Source organism: Pseudomonas sp. LH21 (genome assembly GCF_036549575.1).
GTDB lineage: Bacteria > Pseudomonadota > Gammaproteobacteria > Pseudomonadales > Pseudomonadaceae > Aquipseudomonas > Aquipseudomonas peradeniyensis.
Window position 1 is genome coordinate 3,729,724 of record NZ_CP144367.1, and the last position, 26,230, is coordinate 3,755,953.

The window sequence follows — 26,230 nt, forward strand, 5'->3', positions numbered from 1 at the left end:
TGGTTCAGAATCGGGTCAGGGACAGGCCGGCCCAGGTCGCGAGCAGGCCGCCTACCACGCTGATAATGGTATAGCCCAAGGCCAACGGGACCTGCCCGCTTTCCATCAGGCGCACGGTATCGAGCGAGAAGGAGGAAAAAGTGGTCAAACCGCCGAGAAAGCCGACGATCAGCCCGGCGCGCAGCTCGACCGGCGCCAGCGGCTTGTGCAGGAACAACCCGTAGAGCAGACCAATCAGCAGGCAGCCGACCAGGTTGACCGCCAGCGTACCGGCATAGAAGTGCCGTGGCCAGTGGGCCGCGACCCAGTTGGCGGTGGCGAAGCGCAGCAGCGTACCGGCAATCCCGCCGGCGCTGACTGCAGCGATAAGTGCGATCACGGTTTTCTCCGCTGACGGGGGCTGTTGCGGTCCAGCTCGGCCAGGTGCTTGAGCTTCTCGCCGATCTTCAGCTCAAGTCCTCTCGGCACCGGCTGGTAGTACTGGCGCGGCTCGAGCTGTTCGGGGAAATAGTCCTCGCCGGCGGCGTAGGCGTCCGGCTCGTCGTGGGCATAGCGGTACTCCTCGCCATAGCCCAGTTGCTTCATCAGTTTGGTCGGCGCGTTGCGCAGGTGCAGCGGCACTTCCAGCGAACCGTGCTCGGCGGCCTCGCGCATGGCCGCCTTGAAGCCCATGTACACCGCGTTGCTCTTCGGCGCGCAGGCAATGTAGGTGATGGCCTGGGCCACCGCCAGCTCGCCTTCGGGGCTGCCCAGGCGCTCCTGCACGTCCCACGCCGCCAGGCACAGGCTCAGGGCGCGGGGGTCGGCATTGCCGATGTCCTCGCTGGCCATGCGCACCACCCGGCGGGCGATGTACAGCGGGTCGCAGCCACCGTCGAGCATGCGCGCGTACCAATACAGCGCGCCGTCCGGATTGGAGCCGCGCACCGACTTGTGCAGCGCGGAAATCTGGTCGTAGAAGGCCTCGCCGCCCTTGTCGAAACGCCGGCGGCTGTCGCCGAGCAGGCTCTGCAGCAGCTCGACGCCGATTTCGCCGCCGTCTTCGGCCAGGTCCGAGGCATTCTCGAGGAAGTTGAGCATGCGCCGGCCATCGCCGTCGGCGGCGGCCATGAGCATCTTGAAAGCCTCATCGCCCACCCGCAGGTTACGCTTGCCCAGGCCGCGCTCCTCGCTCAGGGCGCGATCGACCAGCTTGCGCAGCGCGGCCTCGTCCAGGCTCTTGAGCACGTAGACCCGCGCCCGCGACAGCAGCGCGTTGTTCAGCTCGAACGACGGGTTCTCGGTGGTGGCGCCGATGAAGATCAGCGTGCCGTCCTCCACATAGGGCAGGAAGGCGTCCTGTTGCGACTTGTTGAAGCGGTGCACCTCGTCGACGAACAGGATGGTGCGCCGGCCATATTGGCCGGCCTGCTGTTTCGCCACCTCGACCGCCTGGCGGATCTCCTTGACCCCGGCCAGCACCGCCGACACCGTTTCGAAGTGGGCGTCGCAGAACTGCGCCAGCAGCCGCGCCAGGGTGGTCTTGCCCACCCCAGGCGGCCCCCAGAAGATCATCGAGTGCAGCGCACCCTGCTCCAGCGCCTCGCGCAGCGGCTTGCCACGCGCCAGCAGGTGCTCCTGGCCGACGTACTCGTCCAGGTTGGACGGACGCAGGCGAGCAGCCAGGGGCTGGGCGACGGGTTCGCTTCGAAACAGGTCCATCACAGGCTCCGCTTACTCCTTGATGACGTCAGCGCCCTTGGGGATGTCGAACTGGAACTTGCTGTCCGGCACCGCCTGGTTGGCCTTGACGCCATTGAACAGGATGTTGGTGCGCTGGCCGACGCTGTCGATCAGCTGCATGTCATTGATCAGGCCCCGGCGGAACGACACGCGCAGCGAGTCGAACAGGGTATCCTTGGTCTTGGGCTTCAAGGTGAAGTCCATCACTTCGCCCTGTTCCTTGGAGGTGATGTCGAAGCTCTGGCTGATCTTCGACACATCGCCGGACAGCAGCAGCGCCGGGGTCTGGTTCAGGCGCACGTCGAGCTTCTTGATGGTCGCCTGCTCCAGGTCCGGGTCCCACAGGGTGACGTTCTTGCCGTCGGACACCACGACCTGCTCCTGCGGCGCATCGGTGTGCCAGTAGAACAGGCCCGGGCGCTTGACGGTCATCTTGCCGTTGGTCTCCTGCAAGCTGGTGCCGCCGGCATCCAGGGTCAGCTGGGAGAAATTGGCTTCGATGGTCTGCGACTTTTCCAGCAATTGCGTCAGGCGCTGGACGTCCTGTTCGCCGGCCTGGGCCGACAGGCTGGCCGTAGCCAGGGCAGAAACCAACAGCATGCGAATGGCGCGCATGGAAATCCTCATTGCACAGTGAAGGGGCCGGACGCCGTCAATGGCACCCGGCAGGTTGTTCATCAGTCGCGCGGGCCGCCCGGGGCAATCACTTCCCGCGAGCCGTTGCTGTTCATCGGCGTGACCACGCCGGCCATTTCCATCGACTCGATCATCCGCGCGGCGCGGTTATAGCCGATCTTGAGCTTGCGCTGCACCGCCGAGATCGACGCCCGGCGGCTTTCCAGCACGAACTGCACGGCTTCGTCGTAGAGCGCGTCGGCTTCCGGGTCGTCGCCATCGCCGCCGCCACCACCGCCGCCGTCGAAGCCGCTGCCGGCCTCCTCGACGCCGTTGAGGATGTCATCGTTGTAGTCCGGCGCGCCGCGCAGCTTCCAGGCCTCGACCGTGCGATGCACCTCGTCGTCGGAAACGAACGCGCCATGCACGCGAATCGGCAGGCTGGTGCCCGGCGGCATGTAGAGCATGTCACCGTGGCCGAGCAGCTGTTCGGCTCCACCCTGGTCGATGATGGTCCGCGAGTCGATCTTGCTCGACACCTGGAACGCCATGCGGGTCGGGATGTTGGCCTTGATCAGGCCGGTGATCACGTCCACCGACGGGCGCTGGGTGGCCAGGATCAGGTGGATACCGGCGGCACGGGCCTTCTGGGCGATACGGGCGATCAGCTCTTCGACCTTCTTGCCGACGATCATCATCATGTCGGCGAATTCGTCGACCACCACCACGATGGTCGGCAGGGTGTTCAGCGCTGGCGGCTCGTCGTCCATGCTCTCGCGACGGTACAGCGGGTCGTGGATGATCTCGCCGGCTTCCTGGGCGTCCTTGATCTTGCGGTTGAAGCCCGCCAGGTTGCGCACGCCCATGGCCGCCATCAGCTTGTAGCGGCGCTCCATCTCGGCGACGCTCCAGCGCAGGGCGTTGGCGGCGTCCTTCATGTCGGTGACCACCGGGCACAGCAGGTGCGGGATGCCTTCGTAGATCGACAGTTCGAGCATCTTCGGGTCGATCATGATCAGCCGCGCGTCTTCCGGGCCCGACTTGAACAGGATCGACAGGATCATCGCGTTCACACCCACCGACTTACCGGAACCGGTGGTACCGGCCACCAGCAGGTGCGGCATCTTGGCAAGGTCGGTGATCACCGGCTTGCCGCCGATGTCATGGCCCAGGGCCAGGGTGACCGGCGACTTGTTCTCGTCGAACTGCGGCGACGACAGCACCTCGGAGAAGCGCACCATCTGGCGGTTCTCGTTGGGGATCTCGATACCCACGGTGGTCTTGCCGGGAATGACCTCGACCACGCGCACGCTGGTCACCGCCAGCGAGCGCGCCAGGTCCTTGGCCAGGTTGGCGATACGGCTGACCTTGACGCCCGCGGCCGGCTGGATCTCGTAGCGGGTGATCACAGGGCCCGGGTGGATCGAGTCGACCGCGACTTCCACGCCGAATTCCTTGAGCTTGATCTCCAGCAACTGGCCGACGCCGGCCAGGGACTCCGGCGAGTACTCGATCTTTTTCTGCTCGGCCGGGTCGAGGATGGAAATCGACGGCAAGGTGCCTTCCACGGCGCTGTCGATGAACAGCGGTGCTTGTTTTTCCTTCATGACCCGCTTGCTCGGTTCTGGCGCCTTGTCCGCGGTCGGCGGGATGATCACCGGGGCGGCGGGCTGCGGGCGAGCCACCACGGTTTCGCGTGGCGCGACCGGGCGGGCCGGCGGCTCTTCGCGCATCACCACGGGCTCGGCGCGTTCACGCGGCTGCGGCTTGGCCGGCTCGCGTTTATCGCCTTTGCCGCCCAGGTCGAAGACCGGATCGTCGACTTCACGCAGTTGGGCTTCCAGGCGCTTGCGTTCGTTGCGCGCCTCCCACCAGCGGTTGGCGGCGCCCTGCACCAGTTCGAACAGGTCGAGGGTGATCTTGCCGGTGAGGTCCATCACCTTGAACCACGACAGGTCGGTGAACACGGTCAGGCCGAACAGGAACAGGGCGATGAACATCAGCGTGCTGCCCTGCACGTTCAGCAGGTTGCGTGCCAGGTCGCCGAGGCTCTCGCCCAGGGCGCCACCGGCGGAAAACGGCATGCTCGCCGGCGGGTGGAAGTGGATATGCGCCAGCGCCGCGCCCGACAACACCAGGAACACCAGGCCGATCAGGCGCCAGGAGAACAGCCAGCCGCTCCACTGCCAGGGCTGGTGGCGCTCGCGGAAGATCTGCCAGGTCTTGATCGCCAGCAGCAGCGGGAAGATATAGGCGAAATAGCCGAGCACCATGAACAGGATGTCGGCGAAATAGGCCCCGGCGCGACCGGCGGCGTTCTGCACCTGCTCGGCGTTGCTGGTGTGGCTGAAGCCCGGGTCGGCGGTGTCATAGGTGACCAGTGCCATCCACAGGTACAGGCACAGCGCGCCGACGGCGATCAGCGCACCTTCCTTCAGGCGGTAGTGCAGCTGTTGCCGCCACAGGGGCACTGGCAAGGGGGCTGGAGTTGCGGTGGATTTCTTCAAAACGCGTCTATTCCTGCGCGTGCTGCGCGTCCAATAGTGATTGGCCGGTCACTGGCCAATGAACCACTACTTTTAACATTACTGCCCGCCAGCCGCCATGGCGGCACGCCGTGTGGGGCGTGAACGGGGGCTACTTTCATATAGCTGCAATTTGAGCATGCATTTTCTTTTGTGACAAAGGCTTATGCTGTGTTTTTGCACAGGTGTGACAGCAAAAGCGCCAGATGGTGCCAAGTGACCTGGCAATGGCTGGGCAATGACCAAGGGTTTCGCCTGATCCGACGCCTTCGCGGGTAAACCCGCTCCCACAGGGTTATCGGCACGCCTGTGGGAGCGGGTTTACCCGCGAAGGCGCCACAGCAGTTGACCCTGCCAGGCACGCACGCCATGCTGCCCTCTCCCCTCCCCCGCCGCTCAAGAACCCCATGCTCACCTGGCTGACCCGCGACTCGCTGACCTTCCCGCCCCTGGAAAAGGCCCTGCACGATCCCAACGGCCTGCTCGCCGCCGGCGGCGACCTGACCCCGGACCGCCTGGTCGCGGCTTATCGCCATGGCTGCTTCCCCTGGTACCAGGACGGCCAGCCGATCCTCTGGTGGTCGCCCGACCCACGCACCGTGTTGTTCCCGGACGAACTGCACGTTTCGCGCTCGCTGGCCAAGCTGATCCGCCAGGGCCGCTACCAGGTGAGCTTCGACAGCGACTTCGCGGCGGTGATCGAGGCCTGCGCCGCGCCACGGGACTATGCCGACGGCACCTGGATCACCGACAACATGCGCGCCGCCTACTGCGAGCTGCACCGCCGCGGCATCGCCCATTCGGTGGAGGTGCGCCGCGACGGCGAGCTGGTCGGCGGCCTGTACGGCCTGGCCATGGGCCGACTGTTCTTCGGCGAGTCGATGTTCAGCCGCGCCGACAACGCCTCCAAGGTGGGCTTCGTGACGCTGGTCGAGCACCTCAGGCAGGCCGGCTTCGTGCTGATCGACTGCCAGATGCCTACCGACCACCTGCACAGCCTGGGCGCCCGCGCCATCAGCCGGGCCGACTTCGCCAGCCATCTGGCGCGGTACCTGGACCAGCCCAGCGGCGCCCGCTGGGTTGCCTAGGCGAGTTCCCGGAGCTGGCTTACACTTAGAGACAACGTCTCACCTAAGGGGTTGATCATGACAGAGCTGGCGCGGTTGAAGTTCTATGCCACTCAACCCCACTCCTGCAGCTACCTGCCGGATGAGCAGGCGACCACGCTGTTTCTCGACCCGAGCCAGCCGATGGACGTGCACGTCTATGCCGACCTGTCGGAAATGGGCTTTCGCCGCAGCGGCGATCACCTCTATCGCCCGCATTGCCAGCAATGCAACGCCTGCGTGCCGGCGCGCATTCCGGCGGCGCGCTTCATTCCCAACCGCCAGCAGCGCCGAATCCTCAAGCGCAACGCCGACCTGACCGTCACTGCCGCCCGCCCGTCCTTCAAGGAAGAATACTTCGACCTGTACCGGCGCTATATCGAGCAGCGCCACGCCGACGGCGACATGTACCCGCCCAGCCGCGACCAGTTCTCCACCTTTCTGGTCCGTGACCTGCCGTTCTGCTGGTTCTACGAGTTCCGCCTGGAGGGCCGGCTGCTGGCCGTGGCGGTGTGCGACCTGCTGCCCAACGGGCTGTCGGCGGTGTACACCTTCTACGAGCCCGACGAGGAGCGCCGCAGCCTGGGGCGCTATGCCATCCTCTGGCAGATCACCGAAGCCCTGCGCCAGGACCTCGAGGCGGTGTACCTCGGCTACTGGATCAAGAACTGCAAGAAGATGAACTACAAGACCCAGTATCGCCCCATCGAACTGCTGATCAACCAGCGCTGGGTCACCCTCAACTGAAAGGCATTGGCTTGAAACACAAATTTCGGGCATAATCCACGCCACTTTTTTTGCCCGGTGCAGTCGTGCGTCGGGCCATCACTGGATACCGAGGGCTTTACTGCATGTCGAAAGAAGACAGCTTCGAAATGGAAGGCACTGTCGTCGACACCCTGCCCAACACCATGTTCCGCGTGGAGTTGGAAAACGGGCACGTCGTTACCGCGCACATCTCTGGCAAGATGCGCAAGAACTACATCCGTATTCTCACTGGCGACAAGGTCCGCGTCGAACTGACGCCGTATGACCTGAGCAAGGGCCGCATCACCTACCGTGCGCGCTAAGCTCCAGCCATGAAAAAGCCCGGCAAATGTGCCGGGCTTTTTTTGTGGGCGCTGAAAAGCATCGCGGAGCAAGTCGCATCGGCGCACCGCCGCTCCCACGCCAGTAGAGATGGCGGGGGAGCGGGCTTGCCCCGCGATGGCATTACGCGACTTCAGCCGTGGTCTCGTAATCGAACACCAGCTCGCCATCGCGCAGGTCGACGTGTACCACGCCACCGTGCTCGGCCAGCTCGCCGAACAGGATCTCCTCGGCCAGCGGCCGCTTGATCTTGTCCTGGATCAGCCGTGCCATCGGCCGCGCGCCCATCTGCACGTCGTAGCCCGAGGCCGCCAGCCAGCCACGGGCGGCGTCGGTGACCTCCAGCAGCACACGCTTGTCTTCCAGCTGCGCCTGCAGTTCGATGAGGAACTTGTCGACGATGCTCTTGATCGTCTCGTGGGACAGGCGGCCGAACTGGATGATGGTGTCCAGGCGGTTGCGGAACTCCGGCGTGAAGCTCTTGCGGATGACCTCCATCGCGTCGGACGAGTGGTCCTGGTGGGTGAAGCCGATCGAGGCCCGCGCGGCGGTTTCGGCGCCGGCGTTGGTGGTCATGATCAGGATCACGTTGCGGAAGTCCGCCTTGCGCCCGTTGTTGTCGGTCAGGGTCCCGTGGTCCATCACCTGCAGCAGCAGGTTGAAGACTTCCGGGTGGGCCTTCTCGATCTCGTCGAGCAGCAGCACGCAGTGCGGTTGCTTGGTGATGGCCTCGGTCAGCAGACCGCCCTGGTCGAACCCGACATAGCCGGGCGGCGCACCGATCAGGCGCGACACGGTGTGCCGCTCCATGTACTCGGACATGTCGAAGCGCACCAGTTCCACGCCCAGGGCCTTGGCCAGCTGGCGGGCGGCCTCGGTCTTGCCCACGCCGGTGGGGCCGGCGAACAGGAACGAGCCGACCGGTTTGTCCGGCGCCTTGAGGCCGGCACGGGACAGCTTGATGGCGGTGGCCAGCGAGTCGATCGCCGCATCCTGGCCGAACACGGTCAGTTTCAGGTCACGCTCGAGGTTGCGCAGCAGTTCCTTGTCGGAGCTGGTGACGTGCTTCGGCGGAATCCGCGCGATCTTGGCGACGATGTCCTCGACCTGCGGCACGTCGATGCGCTTGACCCGATTGGCTTCCGGCTGCAGGCGCTGGTAGGCGCCGGCCTCGTCAATCACATCGATGGCCTTGTCCGGCATATGCCGGTCATTGATGTAGCGCGAGGCCAGTTCGGCGGCGGCGCGCAGGGCCTCGTCGCTGTACTCGATGTTGTGGTGGCTCTCGAAGCGGCCCTTCAGCCCGCGCAGGATGCCCACGGTGTCCTCCACCGATGGCTCGGTGACATCGACCTTCTGGAAGCGCCGCGCCAGGGCGCGGTCCTTCTCGAAGATGCCGCGGAATTCCTGGAAGGTGGTGGAGCCGATGCAACGGATCTCACCGGACGACAACAGTGGCTTGAGCAGGTTGGACGCATCCATCACGCCACCGGAAGCCGCGCCGGCGCCGATGATGGTGTGGATCTCGTCGATGAACAGGATCGCCTGCGGCCGCTTGCGCAGCTCGCCGAGCAGCGCCTTGAAGCGCTTCTCGAAGTCGCCGCGGTACTTGGTACCGGCCAGCAGCGCGCCAAGGTCAAGGGAGTAGACCACGCTCTGCGCCAGCAGGTCGGGGACCTGGCCGTCGACGATGCGCTTGGCCAGGCCTTCGGCGATGGCGGTCTTGCCCACGCCGGCCTCGCCGACCAGCAGCGGGTTGTTCTTGCGCCGGCGGGCGAGGATCTGCGCCACGCGCTCGACCTCCTGCTCGCGCCCGACCAGCGGGTCGATGCGCCCGGCCCGGGCCAGTTCGTTCAGGTTGCTGGCATAGGCGTCCAGCGGGTTGCTGGAAGACGACGCTTCGCCGCCCTCCTCGTCCTGCATGTCCTGCTCGCTTTCGTTGTGCGAACCATGGCCCGGCACCTTGCTGATGCCGTGGGCGATGTAGTTGACGACGTCGATGCGCGCCACGCTCTGCTGCTTGAGCAGAAACACCGCCTGGCTTTCCTGTTCGCTGAAGATCGCCACCAGCACGTTGGCGCCGGTCACTTCGCGCTTGCCGGAGCTCTGCACATGGAACACGGCACGCTGCAGCACACGCTGGAAGCCCAGGGTCGGTTGCGTCTCGCGGTCCTCGTCATGCACGGGGATCAGCGGGGTGGTCGAATCGATGAACTCCTGCAGGTCGTGCTTGAGTTTGTCGAGATTGGCGCCACAGGCGCGCAGAACGGTCGCGGCAGCCTCATTGTCAAGGAGTGCCAGCAGCAGATGTTCGACGGTCATGAACTCATGACGCTTCGAACGAGCCTCCTTGAAGGCCAGATTGAGGGTGACTTCGAGCTCGCGGTTTAACATAGCTTCACCTCATACCCAAGTGGTCGGCGATTAACCGTCCTTCTCGATTTCACAGAGTAGCGGATGCTGGCTTTCCCTGGCGTATTGGTTGACCTGCATGGCCTTTGTCTCGGCGATGTCACGGGTAAACAATCCGCATACTGCCCGCCCTTCGGTATGGACGGTCAGCATGATCTTCGTTGCCAGCTCGCGGTTCAGATTGAAGAACGTCTCGAGCACTTCGACGACGAAATCCATCGGCGTGTAGTCATCGTTGAACAAAACCACCTTGTACATCGGCGGCGCCTGCAGGATCGGCTTGGCCTCCTGGACGGCAAGGCCGGCGCCATCGTCCTCATGCCCGTCCTCGTTCGACTGCGGGCGATCCTGATTGAATGTTAGTCGAATCTCACTGAGTACATGCATGGAAAGAATTTCATCATGAGCGACAGGTTAAGGTTGTGGGTTGACCGCGCAGGCCTGTCCCGGCGCGGGCGCCGGCTGACCTTGACTATCGGCAAAACGGTGTTACAACCAATAAGAACCCACCGTGGTCGATAAAGATCCGCGCAGTCAACCAGATTTTCTCGCAAGGTTCGTATGCGGATGAAGTGGATGATACTCCAGTGATGGAGTCCTTTGCAGAGGGACATAGGGATGGCAAGCGGTAAAGTCAAGTGGTTCAACAATGCCAAGGGCTACGGATTCATCAACGAGGACGGCAAGACCGATGATCTGTTCGCCCACTATTCAGCGATCCAGATGGACGGTTACAAGACGCTGAAAGCCGGCCAGGCCGTGAACTTCGAGATCATCCAGGGCCCCAAAGGGCTGCACGCGACCGACATCAGAAGCGCCACCAGCAGCGTCCAGGCCAGCGCGACGAACCCGGGCAACACCATCGAAGTCTGATCCCCGACCCGTCTGCCGGTAAACGAAAAAACCGGTCGCCCCTTTAATAAAGAGGCGACCGGTTTTTTTGCCCCGCTTACATGTGCTTGATCAGCGCCTCGCCAAAGCCCGAGCTGCCGACCAGGGTCGCGCCCTCCATCAGGCGCTCGAAGTCGTAGGTCACGGTCTTGGCCGCGATGGCGCCATTGGTGCCCTTGATGATCAGATCGGCCGCCTCGGTCCAGCCCATGTGCCGCAGCATCATCTCGGCCGAGAGGATCACCGAGCCCGGGTTGACCTGGTCCTTGCCGGCGTACTTCGGCGCGGTGCCGTGGGTGGCCTCGAACATGGCCACGGTGTCCGACAGGTTGGCCCCCGGCGCGATGCCGATTCCGCCCACTTCCGCGGCCAACGCGTCGGACAGGTAGTCGCCGTTGAGGTTGAGGGTGGCGATCACATCGTACTCGGCCGGACGCAGCAGGATCTGCTGGAGCATGGCGTCGGCGATGGCATCTTTTACGATCACCTCGCGGCCGGTTCTCGGGTTCTTGAACTTCATCCACGGGCCGCCATCGAGCAGTTCGGCGCCGAACTCGTCGCGCGCCACCTCGTAGCCCCAGTCCTTGAAGGCCCCTTCGGTGAACTTCATGATGTTGCCCTTGTGCACCAGGGTCAGCGACTTGCGGTCGTTGTCCACCACATACTGCAGGGCCTTGCGCACCAGGCGCTTGGTGCCCTCCTTCGAGACCGGCTTGACGCCGATGCCACAGTCCTGGTCGAAGCGGATCTTGGTGACGCCCATTTCCTCCTTGAGGAACTTGATCACCTTGTTCGCCTCGGGCGAACCGGCCTTCCACTCGATGCCGGCATAGATGTCCTCGGAGTTCTCGCGGAAGATCACCATGTCGACGTCACCCGGCTTTTTCACCGGGCTTGGCACGCCCTGGAACCAGACCACCGGCCGCAGGCACACATAAAGGTCGAGCTGCTGGCGCAGGGCCACGTTGAGCGAGCGGATGCCGCCGCCGACCGGGGTGGTCAGCGGCCCCTTGATCGACACCACGTAGTCGCGCACCGCATCCAGGGTTTCCTGGGGCAGCCAGGTGTCCTGGTCGTAGACCTGGGTGGCCTTCTCGCCGGCATACACCTCCATCCAGGCGATCTTGCGCTTGCCGCCATACGCTTTCTGCACGGCGGCGTCGACTACCTTGATCATCACCGGCGAGACGTCCACGCCGATACCGTCGCCTTCGATGTAGGGAATGATGGGGTTATCGGGAACATTGAGCGAATGGTCTGCATTGACGGTGATCTTGGCACCATCAGACGGAACCTTGATTTTCTGGTATCCCATGCTGCACTACTCCGCTTTTCCTGGTGTGATTGGAAATCGTGCGATCCACTGAGCCTAAACCACATCTGCCGACCTGCAAGCTCGCTGCCACGACAGCCGAAAATGGACTGGAAAATCCCCCTGGCAACCTGCGGCAACACGCCACATTGCTCCTACGTCTTTGGTCTTATAAATGCGCTGATACCACTTCGCCTTGCTGAATAGCCCAAAGGGTTTGATATACTCCGGCGCGACCATGGGGTCATCGGGGCGAACCCTAGGAAAATGCGGCTCGCCCTTGGTCATGAATGACCGCAAAGCCTGGGTTGTTACCGCGGCCCAGCACTTGACGCTCGACTGATGCATCCACCATCACCGCTCGCAGCCTCTCGACTTTCCGCTCATGGCGTCGCCAGGGCGAAGCGCCTACCCTGCGCACCTCGAGACTCGAGTACGCTCAGCACATAGAGAGTTAACCCGCATGCCCACCCGTTCCAAGATCATCTACACCTTCACCGACGAAGCCCCCGCCCTCGCCACCTACTCGCTGCTGCCGATCGTCGAGGCCTTCACCGCTTCGGCCGATATCGCCGTCGAAACCCGCGACATCTCCCTGGCCGGCCGTATCCTCGCCGCCTTCCCGGAGCAACTGGGCGCCGAGAAGCAGGTAGGCGATCACCTGGCGGAACTGGGCCAACTGGCGACCACTCCGGAAGCCAACATCATCAAGCTGCCGAACATCTCCGCCTCGGTTCCACAGCTGAAGGCCGCGATCAAGGAGCTGCAAGCCAAGGGCTTCAACATCCCTGACTACGCCGACGAGCCGGCCAGCGCCGAGGAAAAAGAATCCCGGGCCCGCTACGACCGCATCAAGGGCAGCGCCGTGAACCCGGTCCTGCGCGAAGGCAACTCCGACCGTCGCGCACCGCTGTCGGTCAAGAACTACGCACGCAAGCACCCGCACAAGATGGGCGCCTGGGCCGCCGACTCCAAGTCGCACGTTGCCCACATGACCCAGGGCGACTTCTACGGCAGCGAAAAAGCCGCGCTGATCGAGGCTGACGACAGCCTGCGCATCGAGCTGGTCGGTAAAGACGGCTCCACCACCGTCCTGAAAGAAAAAACCGCCGTCAAGGCCGCCGAAGTCATCGACTGCGCCACCCTGAGCCGCAAGGCCCTGAAAGCCTTCATCGCCGAGCAGATCGCCGATGCCAAGGCCTCCGGCGTGCTGCTGTCGGTACACCTGAAAGCCACCATGATGAAGGTCTCCGACCCGATCATGTTCGGCGTGATCGTCGAAGAGTTCTACAACGACGTGCTGGCCAAGCACGCCGCAGCCCTGGCTGAAGTCGGCTTCAACGCCAACAACGGCATCGGCGACCTGTACGCCCGCATCAAGGATCTGCCAGCTGAAAAGCAAGCCGAGATCGAAGCCGACATCCAGGCCCTGTACGCCGTTCGCCCGGCCCTGGCCATGGTCAACTCGGACAAGGGCATCACCAACCTGCACGTACCGAGCGACGTCATCGTCGACGCCTCGATGCCTGCGATGATCCGCGACTCGGGCAAGATGTGGAACACCGCCGGTGAACTGCAGGACGCCAAGGCGATCATCCCGGACCGCTGCTACGCCGGCATCTACCAGGCCACCATCGAAGACTGCAAGGCCAACGGCGCCTTCGATCCGACCACCATGGGCAGCGTGCCGAACGTCGGCCTGATGGCGCAAAAAGCCGAAGAGTACGGTTCCCACGACAAGACCTTCCAGATCAAGGCCGACGGCGTCGTGCGCGTGGTCGATGGCAAGGGCAAGGTCGTGCTGGAGCAGAACGTCGAAGCCGGTGACATCTTCCGCATGTGCCAGACCAAGGACGCGCCAATCCAGGACTGGGTCAAGCTGGCCGTCAACCGCGCCCGCCTGAGCAGCACCCCTGCGGTGTTCTGGCTGGATCCGGCCCGCGCCCACGACGGCGTGATGATCGAGAAGGTGCAACAGTACCTGAAGGATCACGACACCTCCGGTCTGGACATCCGCATCCTGGCCCCGGTCGACGCCATCAAGTTCTCCCTGGCCCGCATCCGCGAAGGCAAGGACACCATCTCGGTGACCGGCAACGTGCTGCGCGACTACCTGACCGACCTGTTCCCGATCATGGAGCTGGGCACCAGCGCCAAGATGCTGTCGATCGTCCCGCTGATGAACGGCGGTGGCCTGTTCGAAACCGGCGCCGGCGGTTCGGCACCGAAGCACGTGCAGCAGCTGGTCGAAGAGAACTTCCTGCGTTGGGACTCGCTGGGTGAGTTCCTGGCCCTGGCCGCTTCCCTGGAGCACCTGGGCAACACCTACGACAACCCGCGCGCCAAGGTCCTGGCCAACACCCTGGACCAGGCCACCGGCAAGTTCCTCGACACCAACAAGTCGCCTTCGCGCAAGGTCGGCGGTATCGACAACCGTGGCAGCCACTTCTACCTGACCCTGTACTGGGCAGAAGCCCTGGCCGCCCAGACCGACGACGCCGCCCTGCAGGCGCGCTTCGCCCCGCTGGCCAAGACCCTGAGCGAGAACGAAGCGACCATCGTCGCCGAGCTCAACGCCGTCCAGGGCAAGCCGGCCGACATCGGTGGCTACTACGCCCCGGATGCCGAGCTGACCGCCAAGGTGATGCGCCCGAGCCAGACCCTGAACAACGCCATTGCCGCACTGTAAGGTTCGCTTGACGTAACAGCACAGACCCCGGCCACGCACCGGGGTTTGTGCTTTTTGAAGTTTGTGAAATCTCCCGTGGGAGCGGGCTTGCCCCGCGATTGCGCTGAACCTGTATGGGCGCAATCGCGGGGCAAGCCCGCTCCCACGCCCCCCGCCATGGAGCCCACTGCATGACCTGGCAACCCCACATCACCGTCGCCACCATCGTCGAGCACGACGGCAAGTTCCTCTTCGTCGAGGAGTTCAAGGCCGGCCAGCACGTATTCAACCAGCCCGCCGGCCACCTCGAAGCCAACGAAACCATCGCCCAGGCCGCCCTGCGCGAAACCCTCGAGGAAACCGCCTGGGAAGTCGAGCTCACCGGCGTGGTCGGCATCTACCTGTACACCGCACCCAGCAACGGAGTCACCTACCAGCGCATCTGCTTCGCCGCCCGCCCCGTACGCCATCATGCCGACCTGGCATTGGACAGCGACATCGTCCGCGCCGTGTGGCTGACCCGCGACGAATTGCTGGCCGAGCCGTCGCGCTGGCGTAGCGAGCTGGTACCGCGCTGCCTCGACGACTACCTGGCAGGCCCGCTGCACAGCCTCGAGCTGCTGCGCGACTGACGCCAGCCCGCGGGTTTGATAGAATCGGCGTTTTTCCCCTCTGATACACACCGGTAGCCATGACCAGCCCAGCACTCAAAGACCCCGCCAAGACCCGCGTCATCGTCGGCATGTCCGGCGGCGTGGACTCTTCCGTCTCCGCCCTTCTGCTCATCGAGCAGGGCTACCAGGTGGAAGGTCTGTTCATGAAGAACTGGGAAGAGGACGACGGCACCGAATACTGCACCGCCCGCGAAGACCTGGCCGACGCCCAGGCCGTGTGCGACCGCATCGGTATCAAGCTGCACACCGCCAACTTCGCCGCCGAATACTGGGACAACGTGTTCGAGCACTTCCTCGAAGAGTACAAGGCCGGCCGTACACCCAACCCGGACATCCTCTGCAACCGCGAGATCAAGTTCAAGGCGTTCCTCGACTACGCCCTGTCCCTGGGCGCCGACCTGATCGCCACCGGCCACTACGTGCGCCGCCGCGACACAGGCGAGCTGACCGAGCTGCTCAAGGGCCTGGACCCGAACAAGGACCAGAGCTACTTCCTGCACGCCGTCGGCGGCAAGGAAATCGCCCGCACCCTGTTCCCGGTCGGCGAACTGGAAAAGCCCGAGGTACGGGCCATCGCCGAGAAACACGGCCTGGCCACCGCCAAGAAGAAGGACTCCACCGGTATCTGCTTCATCGGCGAGCGCCGCTTCAGCGATTTTCTCAAGCAGTACCTGCCAGCCCAGCCCGGCGAGATCCAGACCACCGAGGGTGAAGTGATCGGCCAGCACCATGGCCTGATGTACCACACCATCGGCCAGCGCCAGGGCCTGGGCATCGGCGGCCTGAAGGACGCCGGCGACGAGCCGTGGTACGTGCTGGAAAAAGACCTCTCGCGCAACGTGCTGGTGGTCGGCCAGGGCAACGAACACCCGTGGCTGTTCTCCCGCGCCCTGTTGGCCTCGGAGATCTTCTGGGTCAATCCGATCGACCTGTCCAGCCCGCGCCGGCTGACCGCCAAGGTGCGCTACCGCCAGGGCGACCAGCAGTGCACCCTGGAACGCACCGAGAGCGGCTACCGCGCCGTGTTCGACGAGCCGCAGCGCGCCGTGACCCCGGGCCAGTCGGTGGTGTTCTATGATGGCGAGGTATGCCTGGGCGGCGGTGTGATCGAGATCGCCGAGCCGTGGAGCCCGCGTCGATGAACAACCTTCAGGAGCAGTTGGTCGCCCTCGGCGGCGTGTTCCAGGCCGCGGTGCTGGTCGACCGCATCGCCCGCACCGGCCAGGCCAGCGAAGCCAACATCGGTTGCATGCTCGGCAGCCTGCTGGTGCGCGACCCGAAGGACACCCTGGAGGTGTTCGGCGGCGACGACCTCAACCTGCGCGACGGCTACCGCGCGCTGGTCGGCGCCCTGGAGCGCGACCCCAGCAGCCTGCAGCGCGAACCGCTGCGCTACGCCCTGTCGATGCTGGGCCTGGAGCGCCAGCTGAACAAGCGTGGCGACATGCTCGACACCATCGGCAACCGCCTGCCGCAGATCCAGTCCCAGGCCGAGCATTTCGGCCTGGTTCACGAAAATGTCATCGCTTCCAGCGGAGCCTTGTACCAGGACACCCTGAGCACCCTGCGCCAACGCATCCAGGTACACGGCGACATGCGTTTCCTGCAGCAGGCCAGCAATGCCTCGAAGATCCGCGCCCTGCTGCTGGCCGGCATCCGCGCCGCGCGCCTGTGGCGCCAGCTGGGCGGACACCGCTGGCAGCTGGTGTTCAGCCGGCGCAAGTTGCTCAATGAACTGTACGGGATGATGCGTACTGATTCCTGAACGTCTGTATTGATCCTCGTGGGAGCGGGCTTGCCCCGCGATTGCGATGCCGGACGCAACGCCGCCATCGCGGGGCAAGCCCGCTCCCACGCCCGGTACCACCCGTTTCAAACAGGCCCGACCTTTGGTCAGCCACCCGACTCGGGCGCGATTTTCATGTATGATATGCGCCCTTCCAAAAGCCTGACTGTCCGAGAACACCCCATGCAGCTCTCCTCGCTCACTGCGGTTTCCCCTGTAGACGGCCGTTATGCCGGCAAAACCCAGGCCCTGCGCCCCATCTTCAGCGAATTCGGCCTGATCCGTTTCCGCGCCCTGGTCGAAGTACGCTGGCTGCAGCGCCTGGCCGCCCACCCGCAGATCGGCGAAGTACCGGCGTTCTCCGCCGAAGCCAACGCCGTGCTGGACAGCCTGGCCACCGATTTCAAGCTCGAGCACGCCGAACGCGTCAAAGAGATCGAGCGCACCACCAACCACGACGTCAAGGCCATCGAGTACCTGCTCAAAGAGCAGGCTGCTCAACTGCCTGAGCTGGCCAAGGTCAGCGAGTTCATCCACTTCGCCTGCACCAGCGAGGACATCAACAACCTGTCCCACGCCCTGATGCTGCGCGCCGGCCGTGATGAAGTGCTGCTGCCGCTGATGCGCCAGATCGCCGAATCCATCCGCGCCCTGGCCCACGCCCACGCCGACGTGCCGATGCTGTCGCGCACCCACGGCCAGCCGGCCTCGCCGACCACCCTGGGCAAAGAGCTGGCCAACGTCGTCTACCGTCTGGAGCGCCAGATAGCCCAGGTGGCCGCCGTGCCGCTGCTGGGCAAGATCAACGGCGCCGTGGGCAACTACAACGCCCACCTGTCGGCCTACTCGCAGATCGACTGGGAAGCCAATGCCCGCGCCTTCATCGAAGACGAGCTGGGCCTGGTGTTCAACCCCTACACCACCCAGATCGAACCGCACGACTACATCGCCGAGCTGTTCGACGCCATCGCCCGCTTCAACACCATCCTCATCGACTTCGACCGTGACGTCTGGGGCTACATCTCGCTGGGCTACTTCAAGCAGAAGACCGTCGCCGGCGAAATCGGCTCCTCGACCATGCCGCACAAGGTCAACCCGATCGACTTCGAGAACTCCGAAGGCAACCTGGGGATCGCCAACGCGCTGTTCCAGCACCTGGCCAGCAAGCTGCCGATCTCGCGCTGGCAGCGCGACCTGACCGACTCCACCGTGCTGCGCAACCTGGGCGTGGGCTTCGCCCACAGCGTCATCGCCTACGAAGCCAGCCTCAAGGGCATCGGCAAGCTGGAAGTCAACGCCGCCCGCATCGCCGCCGACCTGGACGCCTGCTGGGAAGTCCTGGCCGAGCCGATCCAGACCGTGATGCGCCGCTTCAACATCGAGAACCCCTACGAGAAGCTCAAGGAGCTGACCCGTGGCAAGGGCATCACCCCTGAAGCGCTGCTGACCTTCATCGACGGCCTGGACATGCCGGCCGAAGCCAAGGCCGAGCTCAAGCAACTGACTCCTGCCACCTACATCGGCAACGCGGTAGCCCAGGCCAAACGCATCTGACCTGCGCCCCGCGCTTAACGCCCGGCCTGGCCGGGCGTTTTTATTCCCGTACGAAAACTAAGTTTTTTCAATAGGTTGAACATGAATTCTGATACTCCACTGCAACTGTTGGGCGGCCTCACGGCCCGTGAATTCCTGCGCGACTACTGGCAGAAGAAGCCGCTGCTGGTGCGCCAGGCCTTCCCCGACTTCGTCAGCCCCATCGACGCCGACGAGCTGGCCGGCCTGGCCCTGGAAGAAGAAGTCGAGTCGCGCCTGGTGCTCGAGCACGGCGAGCGCCCGTGGGAGCTGCGTCGCGGCCCGTTCGCCGAGGATGCCTTCGCCGACCTGCCCGAGCGCGACTGGACCCTGCTGGTGCAGGCGGTTGACCAGTTCGTGCCGGAAGTCGCCGAGCTGCTCGAAGAGTTCCGCTTCCTGCCGAGCTGGCGCATCGACGATGTGATGATCAGCTACGCGGCGCCCGGCGGCAGCGTCGGCCCGCACTTCGACAACTACGACGTGTTCCTGCTGCAGGGCGACGGCACGCGCAACTGGAAAGTCGGGCAGATGTGCAACAGCGACAGCGCGCTGATCGACCACGCCGACCTGCGCATCCTGGCCGACTTCGAGCAGAGCGAGGAGTGGACCCTGGAGCCGGGCGACATGCTCTACCTGCCGCCGCGCCTGGCCCACTACGGCGTTGCCGAGAGCGAGTGCCTGACCTACTCCGTAGGTTTCCGCGCCCCGAGCGCCGCCGAAGTGCTGACCCACTTCACCGACTTCCTCGGCCAGTTCCTGCCCGATGAAGAGCGCTACAGCGACGCCGACGCCCAGCCGGTCAGCGACCCGCACCAGATCCAGCACGATGCCCTCGACCGCCTCAAGGCGCTGATCGACAAGCACATGGCCGACAAAGACCTGCTGCTGACCTGGTTCGGCCAGTTCATGACCGAGCCGCGCTATCCCGAGCAGGTTGTCGGCGAGGAGCTGAGCGAGCAGGAGCTGCTCGACTACCTCGGCCAGGGCGCCATCCTGATCCGCAACCCGAGCGCGCGCCTGGCCTGGTCGGAGTTCGGCGACGACCTGCTGCTGTTCGCCAGCGGTCGCAGCTGCCCGCTGCCGGGCAAACTGCGTGAACTGCTGAAGCTGATCTGCTCCGCCGACGCCCTGCACAGCGAGAACCTTGGGCAGTGGCTGGAGGACGAAGACGGCCTGATGCTGGTACAACAGCTGGTCATGCAAGGCAGCCTGGGATTCGCCGATGAATAAGATCAGTGTTCGACTGGCCGACTGGCACAAGGACAACGCCGACATCCACCGCATCCGCAGCGCCGTGTTCGTCGCCGAGCAGCACGTGCCGCCGGAGCTGGAATTCGACGCCGAGGACCCGACCGCCGTGCACTTCCTGGCCATGGAGGGCGACTACCCGATCGGTACCGCCCGCCTGCTGCCCGACGGCACCATCGGCCGGGTCTCGGTGCTCAAGGACTGGCGCGGCCTGAACGTGGGCGACGCGCTGATGCGCGCGGTGATCGTCGAGGCGCAGAACCGCGACCTCAAGCAGCAGATGCTCAGCGCCCAGGTGCACGCCACGCCGTTCTACGAACGCCTGGGGTTCCGCGTGGTCAGCGAGGAGTTCCTCGAGGCCGGCATCCCGCACGTGGACATGGTTCGCGACTCGCGCGAGATGGCCTGAGCCCTCAAGTTGGCCTGCTCTTTGTAGGAGCGGCCTTGCCGAGGCGTCGGACCGGCCGGAAAGGGCTGCGTAGCAGCCCCACGATTTCAGCATTGACGCAAAGATCGCCGGGGCCGCTATGCGGCCCTTTCACGGCACGAGGCCGCTCCTACAGAGTTCGCCCGCCCCCTCAGGCAATCACAATCTGCCCATCCCCCACCCCCTGCGCCGAGATCCCCACCAGCGTCACGCTGTCCCCGCCGAACTTCAGCACCAGGTCATCGCCAACCTGGCTGGCATGGGCACGCCAGTCTGGCGCCGCCGTACCGCCGTCCACGCCAATGAACACCAGTCGGTCCTGACCGGTGAAGTCCAGCACCCGGTCCTGGCCGAAATGCTCGCTGAACAGGAAGGTGTCGCGCCCCGCGCCGCCACTGAGCACATCGTTGCCCGCGCCGCCGACCAGCACGTCATTGCCAGCACCGCCCTGCAACCGGTCGTCACCGCCAAGGCCGAACAACCACTGGCCCTGGTTGCCCGCCACCAGCTGGTCGCCGGCCTGGGTGCCATTGAGCGAGGATGCGTAGGGCGTGACCTTGCCGCTCTCGAACAGACCCTGCGCCGCGACCCCGTGGCTGACCTCCTTGCTGAAGATCAGCAGGCTCGACTCCTTGCTCACCAGGTTCTCGACATTGCGCACCAGGCTGATGCCACCCTGGGCGTCATGCACGTACAGCACGCCATCGCCGTCCCGGGCGATGCTCAGGTTGGCCAGGGCGTCCTGCAGCTTCAGGGTGTCATGGCCGGCGCCGCCGTCGATCAGGTTGAAGCCGCCGTCGTCGCGGAAGGTGTCGTTGCCGGCCCGGCCTTCAAGGTAGTCGTTGCCGCGCCCGCCGTGGATCAGGTCGTCCTGCTCGGAGCCGATGATGAAGGTGCTGCCCTTGTGCGGCTCGGCATTGCGGTTGAGGTCCTCGACCCAGGTCGAGCCACGGGTGACATCGGACAGGTTGCTGACCACGATGGTCGAGTCGCGGCTGGTCCATTGATAGAACGACGACCCCAGCACCCGGCCAAGGCCATCGGCGTAGGCCGTCGGCAGGTGCGACAGCCAGGTGGCGATATTGCCGATGGAGAACGGCAGCAGGTTCCAGGCGTCGGAGGCGTAGTGGTCGTTGAAGTTGACGATGTTGTTGGTGGCCGAGGCCTTGGCGCCGTCGTGCACGCCCAGGGTGCCCCAGGTCGCCGAGGTGCCGTCGAGCACGCGGAACACCGGGTCGTTTTCGTAGCCGATATTGAGCACCTTGCTGGCATCGGCGGCCTGGGTCGGCGAGGCGAAGGCGACGTAGCGCGCATCCTGGTAGAAGCCGCCCCAGCGCGAGCCGCTGAGGTCGGCCAGGCTGTTGACCGCCAGGCCGCCGAGGCTGTGACCACTGACGGTGACATCGGCGCCGCTCAGGCCGTTGGCCTTGGCGAAAGCCGCCACATCGGCGAGCAGTTGCCCGAATGCGTTACCGGCGTAGTCACGGGCATAGCCGGCCGGGCCGATCGCCGCCAGCAGGTCGTTGATGGCATCGCCGATGGTGTCGCCCAGCAGGTTCTCGCGCGGCCCGCTGGTGCCGCGGAAGGCGATGCCGATGCCGCTGAGTTGGCCGGCGGCATCGTAGCGGCCGAGGATTTCCACCTGCGCCGAGGTGTAGCCCGGCGCTTCGCCGTGGAAGGTGCCACGGCCGTCGATCTTGCCCTGGTAGCCCAGTTGCGCCGCGCTGATCGGCGTCCAGCCGGCGGCCTTGACCTGGGCCAGGGCGCGGGCTTCGGAGTCGGGGTTCCAGGGGATGCCGGGGATCACGCCCTGGCTGTCGGTGCCGCCGATCAGCGCCTTGACCAGGGTGGCCGGCAGGCCCAGGCCGAAACCGTACTTCTGGTAGCCGGCGCTGAAGCCATCGTCGATGCCATGGTAGGCATAGCTGGCCAGGGCCATGGCATCTTTATAGAGCGAGGAAGAGGCAGTGCTGTCGAGCTGTCGGTAATCGAAAACGGGCATTGGTTTACATCCCTGTTGTTCTTGTAGGAAGGACACCCCAGCGACATCGTCCAGTGACACGACTGGCGGGCGAAAGGCAAAGCTGGCACGCAATTGCCGAATCGTCCAACCCCAAGGGGTGACTACCCTGCCAAACATGCGGGCGAAAAACCTGTACATGCATACAGATAAAGCTTGCCTGCGCGCCCTGGCTTGCGCATCCTAGTGCCCATCTTCCGTGATCAAGCGTTTCGGCCATGCGCCTCTTCCTCTGCGAAAAACCCTCCCAGGCAAAAGACATCGCCAAGGTTCTCGGCGCCCAGCGTCGTGGCGACGGCTGCTGGCAAGGCACCGATGTCTGCGTGACCTGGTGCATCGGCCACCTGCTCGAGACCGCCCCGCCGGACAGCTACGACGAGCGTTACAAACGCTGGACCCTCGAGGACCTGCCGATCATCCCGGAAAAGTGGAAGATGACGGTCAAGCCCAAGACCGCCAGCCAGTATAAGGCGGTCAAGCGTCTGCTCGGCGAGGCCCGCGAACTGGTGATCGCCACCGACGCCGACCGCGAGGGCGAGATGATCGCCCGGGAGCTGGTCGAGCATTGTCGCTACCGGGGGCCGATCCAGCGCCTGTGGTTGTCAGCGCTGGACGATGCCTCGATCCGCAAGGCGCTCGGCCGCCTGCTGCCGGGCCAGGAGACCTTCAGCCTGTACCATTCGGCCCTTGGCCGCTCGCGCGCCGACTGGCTGATCGGCATGAACATGAGCCGCCTGTTCACCCTGCTCGGCCGCCAGTCCGGCTACCAGGGCGTGCTGCCGGTGGGTCGGGTGCAGACACCGACGCTGCGCCTGGTGGTGGACCGTGACCGCAGCATCGCCGACTTCGTGCCGGTGCCCTTCTGGGCCATCGAGGTACAGCTGGAAAGCGCCGGCAGCGTGTTCAACGCCCAGTGGCGCGCGCCGGAGGACGCCTGCGACGACCAGGGCCGCTGCCTGAGGCAGGAGCTGGCCCAACAGGCCGCCGCCGACATGCAGGCGGCCGCCAGCGCCCGGGTGCGCAAGATCGTCACCGAACGCGTGCGCGAGGCGGCTCCCCTGCCCTTCGATCTCGGCACCCTGCAGGAGGTGTGCTCGAAGAAGCTCGGCCTCGGCGCCCAGGAGACCCTGGACATCGCCCAGGCCCTGTACGAAACCCACAAGCTCATCACCTACCCGCGCAGCGACAGCGGCTACCTGCCCCTCAGCCAGCACGGCGAGGCCGCTGGCATCCTCGCCGCCCTGCAGCGCGCCGACGACAGCCTCGCGCCACTGCGGCCGCACCTGGACCCAGGCCGCCGCTCGCGCGCATGGAACGACCAGAAGGTCAGCGCCCACCACGGCATCATTCCCACCGCGGCCGCCAGCGACCCGTCGCGCCTGCCGCCCAAGTACAAGGCCGTGTATACCCTGATTCGCGCCCGCTACCTGGCGCAGTTCCTGCCCAACCACGAGTACGACCGCACCCAGGCCGAGTTCGATTGCGCCGGCCATGCACTGCGGGCGGTGGGCAAGCAGATCGTCGAACCAGGCTGGCGCCGGGCGCTGCCCGAGGCATTGACCCCAGCCAAGGGCCGCGAAGCGCCACCGGCCCAGGTGCTGCCGACGCTGCGCGAAGGCCAGGACTGCGCAGTGCGGGACCTGCAGCTGAAGGACCTGTGGACCCAGCCACCCAAGCCGTTCACCGAAGGCGACCTGATCAAGGCGATGAAGAACGTCGCCAAACTGGTCGACGACCCTCGGCTGAAACAGAAGCTCAAGGAAACCACCGGCATCGGCACCGAGGCCACCCGCGCCAGCATCATCCAGGGCCTGCTCGACCGTGGCTACCTGGTCAAGAATGGCAAGGCCCTGTCGGCCACACCCGCCGCCTTCAGCCTGATCGACGCCGTGCCGCGGGCCATCGCCGACCCCGGCACCACGGCGATCTGGGAACAGGCGCTGGATATGGTACAGAGCGGCGAGATGAGCCTGGACGAGTTCGTCACCCGCCAGTCGGCCTGGATGGGCAAGCTGGTGCAACGCTGCAGCGGCCTACGCCTGACCATCAGCGGGCCGGCAGCGGGCAAGGCGGCGGCGCCGTGGAAGAAGAAGCGCAAGGGGGCTGCCAAGGGCAAGACAGCAGCCGGCAAGCCCCGACAGCCGCGGCGCAAGGCAGCGAACTAGCGTTCCAATCGCGGGGCAAGCCCGCTCCCACGCCCGTTCGTATTCGGCGCGTGGGAGCGGGCTTGCCCCGCGATGGCGCCATCTACTGGCGATATGAAAATCCTCTGCTATTTTTTCATGAAAATAATCAGAAGAAATTTCACGAGGCCCCGGCATGTTCAAGCAATCCGCCCAGCACGTCGCCAGCTACTACGCCCGCACCTACCCCGCCACCATCACCCTGCGCCCCACCCTGCAGGGCGCCCACGACACCGACATCCTGATCGTCGGTGCCGGTTTCAGCGGACTGCACACCGCCCTGCGCCTGGCCCTGGCCGGCCAGCGCGTGACCCTGCTGGAAGCCAGCCGGGTGGCCTGGGCCGCCTCGGGCCGCAACGGTGGCCAGGCACTGCTGGGCTGGTCGTGTGACATGCCCCCACTGGAGCGAGCCCTGGGCCTGGAGCGCAGCCGACGCCTGTGGGACAGCATGTGCTGGGCCGCCCGCGAGCTGCGCGAACTGCCTCAGCGCCATGGTTTCGACGTCGACTATCGCCTGGGCAGCCTGTGGACCGCCGTGTTGCCACGCCGGGTAAAACTGCTGGAGGAGGCCCGACGCGAAGCACAGGAGAAGTTCGACTACGACTGCCTGCGCCTGATCGGCCGCGACGAACTGCCCGAGTGGGTCGACAGCCCCCGTTACCAGGCCGCGCTGTACGACCCCAATGGCGCCCACCTCAACCCACTGAAGCTGGCCCAGGGCCTGGCCGGCGTGATCGAGGCGAACGGCGGGCGGATCTTCGAGCAAAGCCAGGTGCTCGACTACCACGAACACGCCAACGGCTTCGTCGCCCGCACCGATCAGGGCGAAGTGCGCAGTCGCGTACTGGTGCTGGCCTGCAATGCCTATATCGACCGCCTCGACCGCACCCTGTCGCGCCGCCTGCTGCCGGTGGGCTCCTACCAGGTGGCCACGGCGCCGCTGGACGCCGAGTTCGCCGCCTCACTGCTGCCACGCAACAGCTGCGTGATCGACAACCAGTTCGTTCCCGACTACTTCCGCCTGACGCCCGACCATCGCCTGCTGTTCGGTGGCGGCTGCACCTACCTGGGTGGCATCCCCAAGAACGTCGCCAGCGCCACCCGGCCCTACCTGGAACGGGTGTTCCCGCAGTTGCGAGGCGTGGCCATCGAACATGCCTGGGGCGGTCATATCGATTGCAGCATCCAGCGCACCCCGGATATCGGCCGTCAGGGCCAACGCTACTGGCTGCAAGGATTCTCTGGCCACGGCGTGCTGCCGACCCTGGCTGGCGCACGCGCCGTCAGTGACGCGATTCTGGGTGACGACGACCTGCTCACGCTTTACCAGGCTATCGACAATGGCCGCTTCCCTGGCGGCGACCTGCTGGCCGCGCCGTTGGAAGCGGCCGCCAAGGCCTGGTACAGGATGCGCGACCATGTCTGAGCCGATCGACGACAACCAGGGCCTGGCGCGACTGGTGCGCGACCTGCGCAAGCACCGCGGGCTGACCCTGGACGAGCTGGCCGGGCGGGTCAAGCGCTCGCTGGGCTTTCTCTCCCAGGTCGAGCGCGGTCTCTCGCGTCCCACGGTGGCCGACCTCACCGCCATCAGCGAGGCGCTGCAGGTTCCCACCACCTACTTCTACCAGGCCGTGCCGCCCCGAGCGCTCGACTGGGTCACCCGCCCCGGCGAGCGGCGCACCCTGTACTACGCCGCTGGCGTCACCGACGTGCTGGTCTCGCCGACCCTCACCGGCCGCTTCGCCATGCTCGAAAGCCACCTGGCGCCCGGCGCCAGCAGCGGCGAAGGGCACCTGGACGACAGCTCGGAACAGGGTGGCTTCGTCCTTGAGGGCGAACTGACCCTATGGCGCGAAGGCCAGGAGGACGCCATCACCCTGTACCCCAACGACAGCTTCCAGCTGCCGCCCCACAGCCAGTTCCGCTACGCCAACCTGACCGCCCGAACGACCCGGGTTCTCTGGGTCTTCCGTTGAG

22 protein-coding genes are annotated in these 26,230 nt (G+C 65.2%); 14 read left to right on the forward strand and 8 right to left on the reverse strand.

Annotated elements, in window-relative coordinates; all coding sequences use genetic code 11:
• Nucleotides 1-4 precede the first annotated feature (4 nt).
• The 4 genes from crcB to VUG52_RS16995 form a co-directional block, all read right to left on the reverse strand.
• Entirely contained in the window at nt 5-379 is a 375-nt protein-coding gene (gene crcB / locus VUG52_RS16980) for a fluoride efflux transporter CrcB (protein ID WP_028692383.1), read from the reverse strand.
• A complete protein-coding gene (locus VUG52_RS16985) occupies nt 376-1,701 on the reverse strand; it encodes a replication-associated recombination protein A (protein WP_110733657.1) in 1,326 nt (441 codons plus the stop codon). The genes crcB and VUG52_RS16985 overlap by 4 nt, the downstream gene beginning before the upstream one ends.
• 12 nt (nt 1,702-1,713) lie before the next feature.
• Entirely contained in the window at nt 1,714-2,337 is a 624-nt protein-coding gene (gene lolA, locus VUG52_RS16990; protein ID WP_028692385.1) for an outer membrane lipoprotein chaperone LolA, read from the reverse strand.
• A 62-nt stretch (nt 2,338-2,399) separates the two neighbouring features.
• Complete coding sequence (locus VUG52_RS16995) at nt 2,400-4,844, reverse strand: DNA translocase FtsK (protein ID WP_186735334.1); 2,445 nt, start codon at nt 4,842-4,844, stop codon at nt 2,400-2,402.
• 425 nt (nt 4,845-5,269) lie between these two features.
• Between VUG52_RS16995 and aat the strand changes: the two genes are divergently transcribed.
• The 3 genes from aat (at nt 5,270) to infA (ending at nt 7,038) form a co-directional block, all read left to right on the forward strand.
• Nucleotides 5,270-5,950 carry a leucyl/phenylalanyl-tRNA--protein transferase gene (aat, locus tag VUG52_RS17000; RefSeq protein WP_050706359.1) on the forward strand — a complete coding sequence of 227 codons (681 nt, stop codon included), beginning with the start codon at nt 5,270-5,272 and terminating at the stop codon, nt 5,948-5,950.
• Between the two features lie 57 nt (nt 5,951-6,007).
• The gene (locus VUG52_RS17005) at nt 6,008-6,715 is read left to right on the forward strand and encodes an arginyltransferase (RefSeq protein ID WP_028692388.1); all 708 of its coding nucleotides are present in this window, start codon (nt 6,008-6,010) and stop codon (nt 6,713-6,715) included.
• 104 nt (nt 6,716-6,819) lie between these two features.
• A complete protein-coding gene (gene infA / locus VUG52_RS17010) occupies nt 6,820-7,038 on the forward strand; it encodes a translation initiation factor IF-1 (RefSeq protein WP_002553999.1) in 219 nt (72 codons plus the stop codon).
• Nucleotides 7,039-7,180: 142 nt separating this feature from the next.
• On the opposite strand, the gene clpA is transcribed toward infA, so the two are convergent.
• Both clpA and clpS read right to left on the reverse strand, forming a co-directional pair.
• Nucleotides 7,181-9,451, reverse strand: a complete 2,271-nt coding sequence (clpA, locus tag VUG52_RS17015; RefSeq protein ID WP_050706360.1) for an ATP-dependent Clp protease ATP-binding subunit ClpA — start codon at nt 9,449-9,451, stop codon at nt 7,181-7,183.
• Between the two features lie 30 nt (nt 9,452-9,481).
• A complete protein-coding gene (gene clpS, locus VUG52_RS17020) occupies nt 9,482-9,856 on the reverse strand; it encodes an ATP-dependent Clp protease adapter ClpS (RefSeq protein WP_050706361.1) in 375 nt (124 codons plus the stop codon).
• 231 nt (nt 9,857-10,087) lie between these two features.
• Between clpS and cspD the strand changes: the two genes are divergently transcribed.
• Nucleotides 10,088-10,342, forward strand: coding sequence for a cold shock domain-containing protein CspD (gene cspD / locus VUG52_RS17025; RefSeq protein WP_050706362.1), 255 nt, complete (start codon nt 10,088-10,090; stop codon nt 10,340-10,342).
• 76 nt (nt 10,343-10,418) lie between these two features.
• Here the strand turns inward: cspD and icd are convergent, their stop codons facing one another.
• A complete protein-coding gene (icd, locus tag VUG52_RS17030; protein WP_050706363.1) occupies nt 10,419-11,675 on the reverse strand; it encodes an NADP-dependent isocitrate dehydrogenase in 1,257 nt (418 codons plus the stop codon).
• 460 nt (nt 11,676-12,135) lie between these two features.
• On the opposite strand from icd, the gene VUG52_RS17035 reads away from it, so the two are divergent.
• From VUG52_RS17035 to VUG52_RS17065, 7 genes are all read left to right on the forward strand, one after another.
• On the forward strand, nt 12,136-14,361 hold the full coding sequence (locus tag VUG52_RS17035) for an NADP-dependent isocitrate dehydrogenase (protein WP_331831812.1): 2,226 nt from the start codon (nt 12,136-12,138) through the stop codon (nt 14,359-14,361).
• A gap of 170 nt (nt 14,362-14,531) precedes the next feature.
• Nucleotides 14,532-14,972, forward strand: a complete 441-nt coding sequence (locus tag VUG52_RS17040; protein ID WP_050706365.1) for an NUDIX hydrolase — start codon at nt 14,532-14,534, stop codon at nt 14,970-14,972.
• 59 nt (nt 14,973-15,031) lie between these two features.
• The gene (gene mnmA, locus VUG52_RS17045; RefSeq protein ID WP_050706366.1) at nt 15,032-16,156 is read left to right on the forward strand and encodes a tRNA 2-thiouridine(34) synthase MnmA; all 1,125 of its coding nucleotides are present in this window, start codon (nt 15,032-15,034) and stop codon (nt 16,154-16,156) included.
• A complete protein-coding gene (gene hflD, locus VUG52_RS17050) occupies nt 16,153-16,779 on the forward strand; it encodes a high frequency lysogenization protein HflD (RefSeq protein ID WP_050706367.1) in 627 nt (208 codons plus the stop codon). Before mnmA ends, hflD begins: the two co-directional genes overlap by 4 nt.
• A gap of 204 nt (nt 16,780-16,983) precedes the next feature.
• The gene (purB, locus tag VUG52_RS17055; RefSeq protein WP_331831815.1) at nt 16,984-18,354 is read left to right on the forward strand and encodes an adenylosuccinate lyase; all 1,371 of its coding nucleotides are present in this window, start codon (nt 16,984-16,986) and stop codon (nt 18,352-18,354) included.
• A gap of 81 nt (nt 18,355-18,435) precedes the next feature.
• Nucleotides 18,436-19,602 (forward strand): ribosomal protein uL16 3-hydroxylase, encoded by a 1,167-nt coding sequence (locus VUG52_RS17060; RefSeq protein ID WP_050706369.1) that lies wholly within the window; start codon nt 18,436-18,438, stop codon nt 19,600-19,602.
• A complete protein-coding gene (locus VUG52_RS17065; protein WP_050706370.1) occupies nt 19,595-20,029 on the forward strand; it encodes a GNAT family N-acetyltransferase in 435 nt (144 codons plus the stop codon). Before VUG52_RS17060 ends, VUG52_RS17065 begins: the two co-directional genes overlap by 8 nt.
• 169 nt (nt 20,030-20,198) lie before the next feature.
• Here VUG52_RS17065 and VUG52_RS17070 read toward each other — a convergent pair whose 3' ends face one another.
• On the reverse strand, nt 20,199-22,049 hold the full coding sequence (locus tag VUG52_RS17070; protein ID WP_331831817.1) for a polyurethane esterase: 1,851 nt from the start codon (nt 22,047-22,049) through the stop codon (nt 20,199-20,201).
• Nucleotides 22,050-22,285: 236 nt separating this feature from the next.
• On the opposite strand from VUG52_RS17070, the gene VUG52_RS17075 reads away from it, so the two are divergent.
• The 3 genes from VUG52_RS17075 (at nt 22,286) to VUG52_RS17085 (ending at nt 26,229) form a co-directional block, all read left to right on the forward strand.
• Nucleotides 22,286-24,232: a DNA topoisomerase III gene (locus tag VUG52_RS17075; protein WP_331831818.1), complete on the forward strand. Its 1,947-nt coding sequence runs from the start codon at nt 22,286-22,288 to the stop codon at nt 24,230-24,232.
• Between the two features lie 154 nt (nt 24,233-24,386).
• Nucleotides 24,387-25,676, forward strand: a complete 1,290-nt coding sequence (locus VUG52_RS17080) for an NAD(P)/FAD-dependent oxidoreductase (RefSeq protein WP_050705233.1) — start codon at nt 24,387-24,389, stop codon at nt 25,674-25,676.
• Complete coding sequence (locus VUG52_RS17085; protein WP_050705232.1) at nt 25,669-26,229, forward strand: helix-turn-helix domain-containing protein; 561 nt, start codon at nt 25,669-25,671, stop codon at nt 26,227-26,229. Before VUG52_RS17080 ends, VUG52_RS17085 begins: the two co-directional genes overlap by 8 nt.
• Nucleotide 26,230 lies beyond the last annotated feature (1 nt).

Bases quoted from the DNA above. Each gene is read 5' to 3' on its own strand.
- VUG52_RS16985 (WP_110733657.1), bottom strand. From the start codon at position 1,701: ATGGACCTGTTTCGAAGCGAACCCGTCGCCCAGCCCCTGGCTGCTCGC.
- lolA (WP_028692385.1), bottom strand. From the start codon at position 2,337: ATGCGCGCCATTCGCATGCTGTTGGTTTCTGCCCTGGCTACGGCCAGC.
- aat (WP_050706359.1), top strand. From the start codon at position 5,270: ATGCTCACCTGGCTGACCCGCGACTCGCTGACCTTCCCGCCCCTGGAA.
- VUG52_RS17005 (WP_028692388.1), top strand. From the start codon at position 6,008: ATGACAGAGCTGGCGCGGTTGAAGTTCTATGCCACTCAACCCCACTCC.
- infA (WP_002553999.1), top strand. From the start codon at position 6,820: ATGTCGAAAGAAGACAGCTTCGAAATGGAAGGCACTGTCGTCGACACC.
- clpA (WP_050706360.1), bottom strand. From the start codon at position 9,451: ATGTTAAACCGCGAGCTCGAAGTCACCCTCAATCTGGCCTTCAAGGAG.
- clpS (WP_050706361.1), bottom strand. From the start codon at position 9,856: ATGCATGTACTCAGTGAGATTCGACTAACATTCAATCAGGATCGCCCG.
- cspD (WP_050706362.1), top strand. From the start codon at position 10,088: ATGGCAAGCGGTAAAGTCAAGTGGTTCAACAATGCCAAGGGCTACGGA.
- icd (WP_050706363.1), bottom strand. From the start codon at position 11,675: ATGGGATACCAGAAAATCAAGGTTCCGTCTGATGGTGCCAAGATCACC.
- VUG52_RS17035 (WP_331831812.1), top strand. From the start codon at position 12,136: ATGCCCACCCGTTCCAAGATCATCTACACCTTCACCGACGAAGCCCCC.
- VUG52_RS17040 (WP_050706365.1), top strand. From the start codon at position 14,532: ATGACCTGGCAACCCCACATCACCGTCGCCACCATCGTCGAGCACGAC.
- mnmA (WP_050706366.1), top strand. From the start codon at position 15,032: ATGACCAGCCCAGCACTCAAAGACCCCGCCAAGACCCGCGTCATCGTC.
- hflD (WP_050706367.1), top strand. From the start codon at position 16,153: ATGAACAACCTTCAGGAGCAGTTGGTCGCCCTCGGCGGCGTGTTCCAG.
- purB (WP_331831815.1), top strand. From the start codon at position 16,984: ATGCAGCTCTCCTCGCTCACTGCGGTTTCCCCTGTAGACGGCCGTTAT.
- VUG52_RS17060 (WP_050706369.1), top strand. From the start codon at position 18,436: ATGAATTCTGATACTCCACTGCAACTGTTGGGCGGCCTCACGGCCCGT.
- VUG52_RS17065 (WP_050706370.1), top strand. From the start codon at position 19,595: ATGAATAAGATCAGTGTTCGACTGGCCGACTGGCACAAGGACAACGCC.
- VUG52_RS17070 (WP_331831817.1), bottom strand. From the start codon at position 22,049: ATGCCCGTTTTCGATTACCGACAGCTCGACAGCACTGCCTCTTCCTCG.
- VUG52_RS17075 (WP_331831818.1), top strand. From the start codon at position 22,286: ATGCGCCTCTTCCTCTGCGAAAAACCCTCCCAGGCAAAAGACATCGCC.
- VUG52_RS17080 (WP_050705233.1), top strand. From the start codon at position 24,387: ATGTTCAAGCAATCCGCCCAGCACGTCGCCAGCTACTACGCCCGCACC.
- VUG52_RS17085 (WP_050705232.1), top strand. From the start codon at position 25,669: ATGTCTGAGCCGATCGACGACAACCAGGGCCTGGCGCGACTGGTGCGC.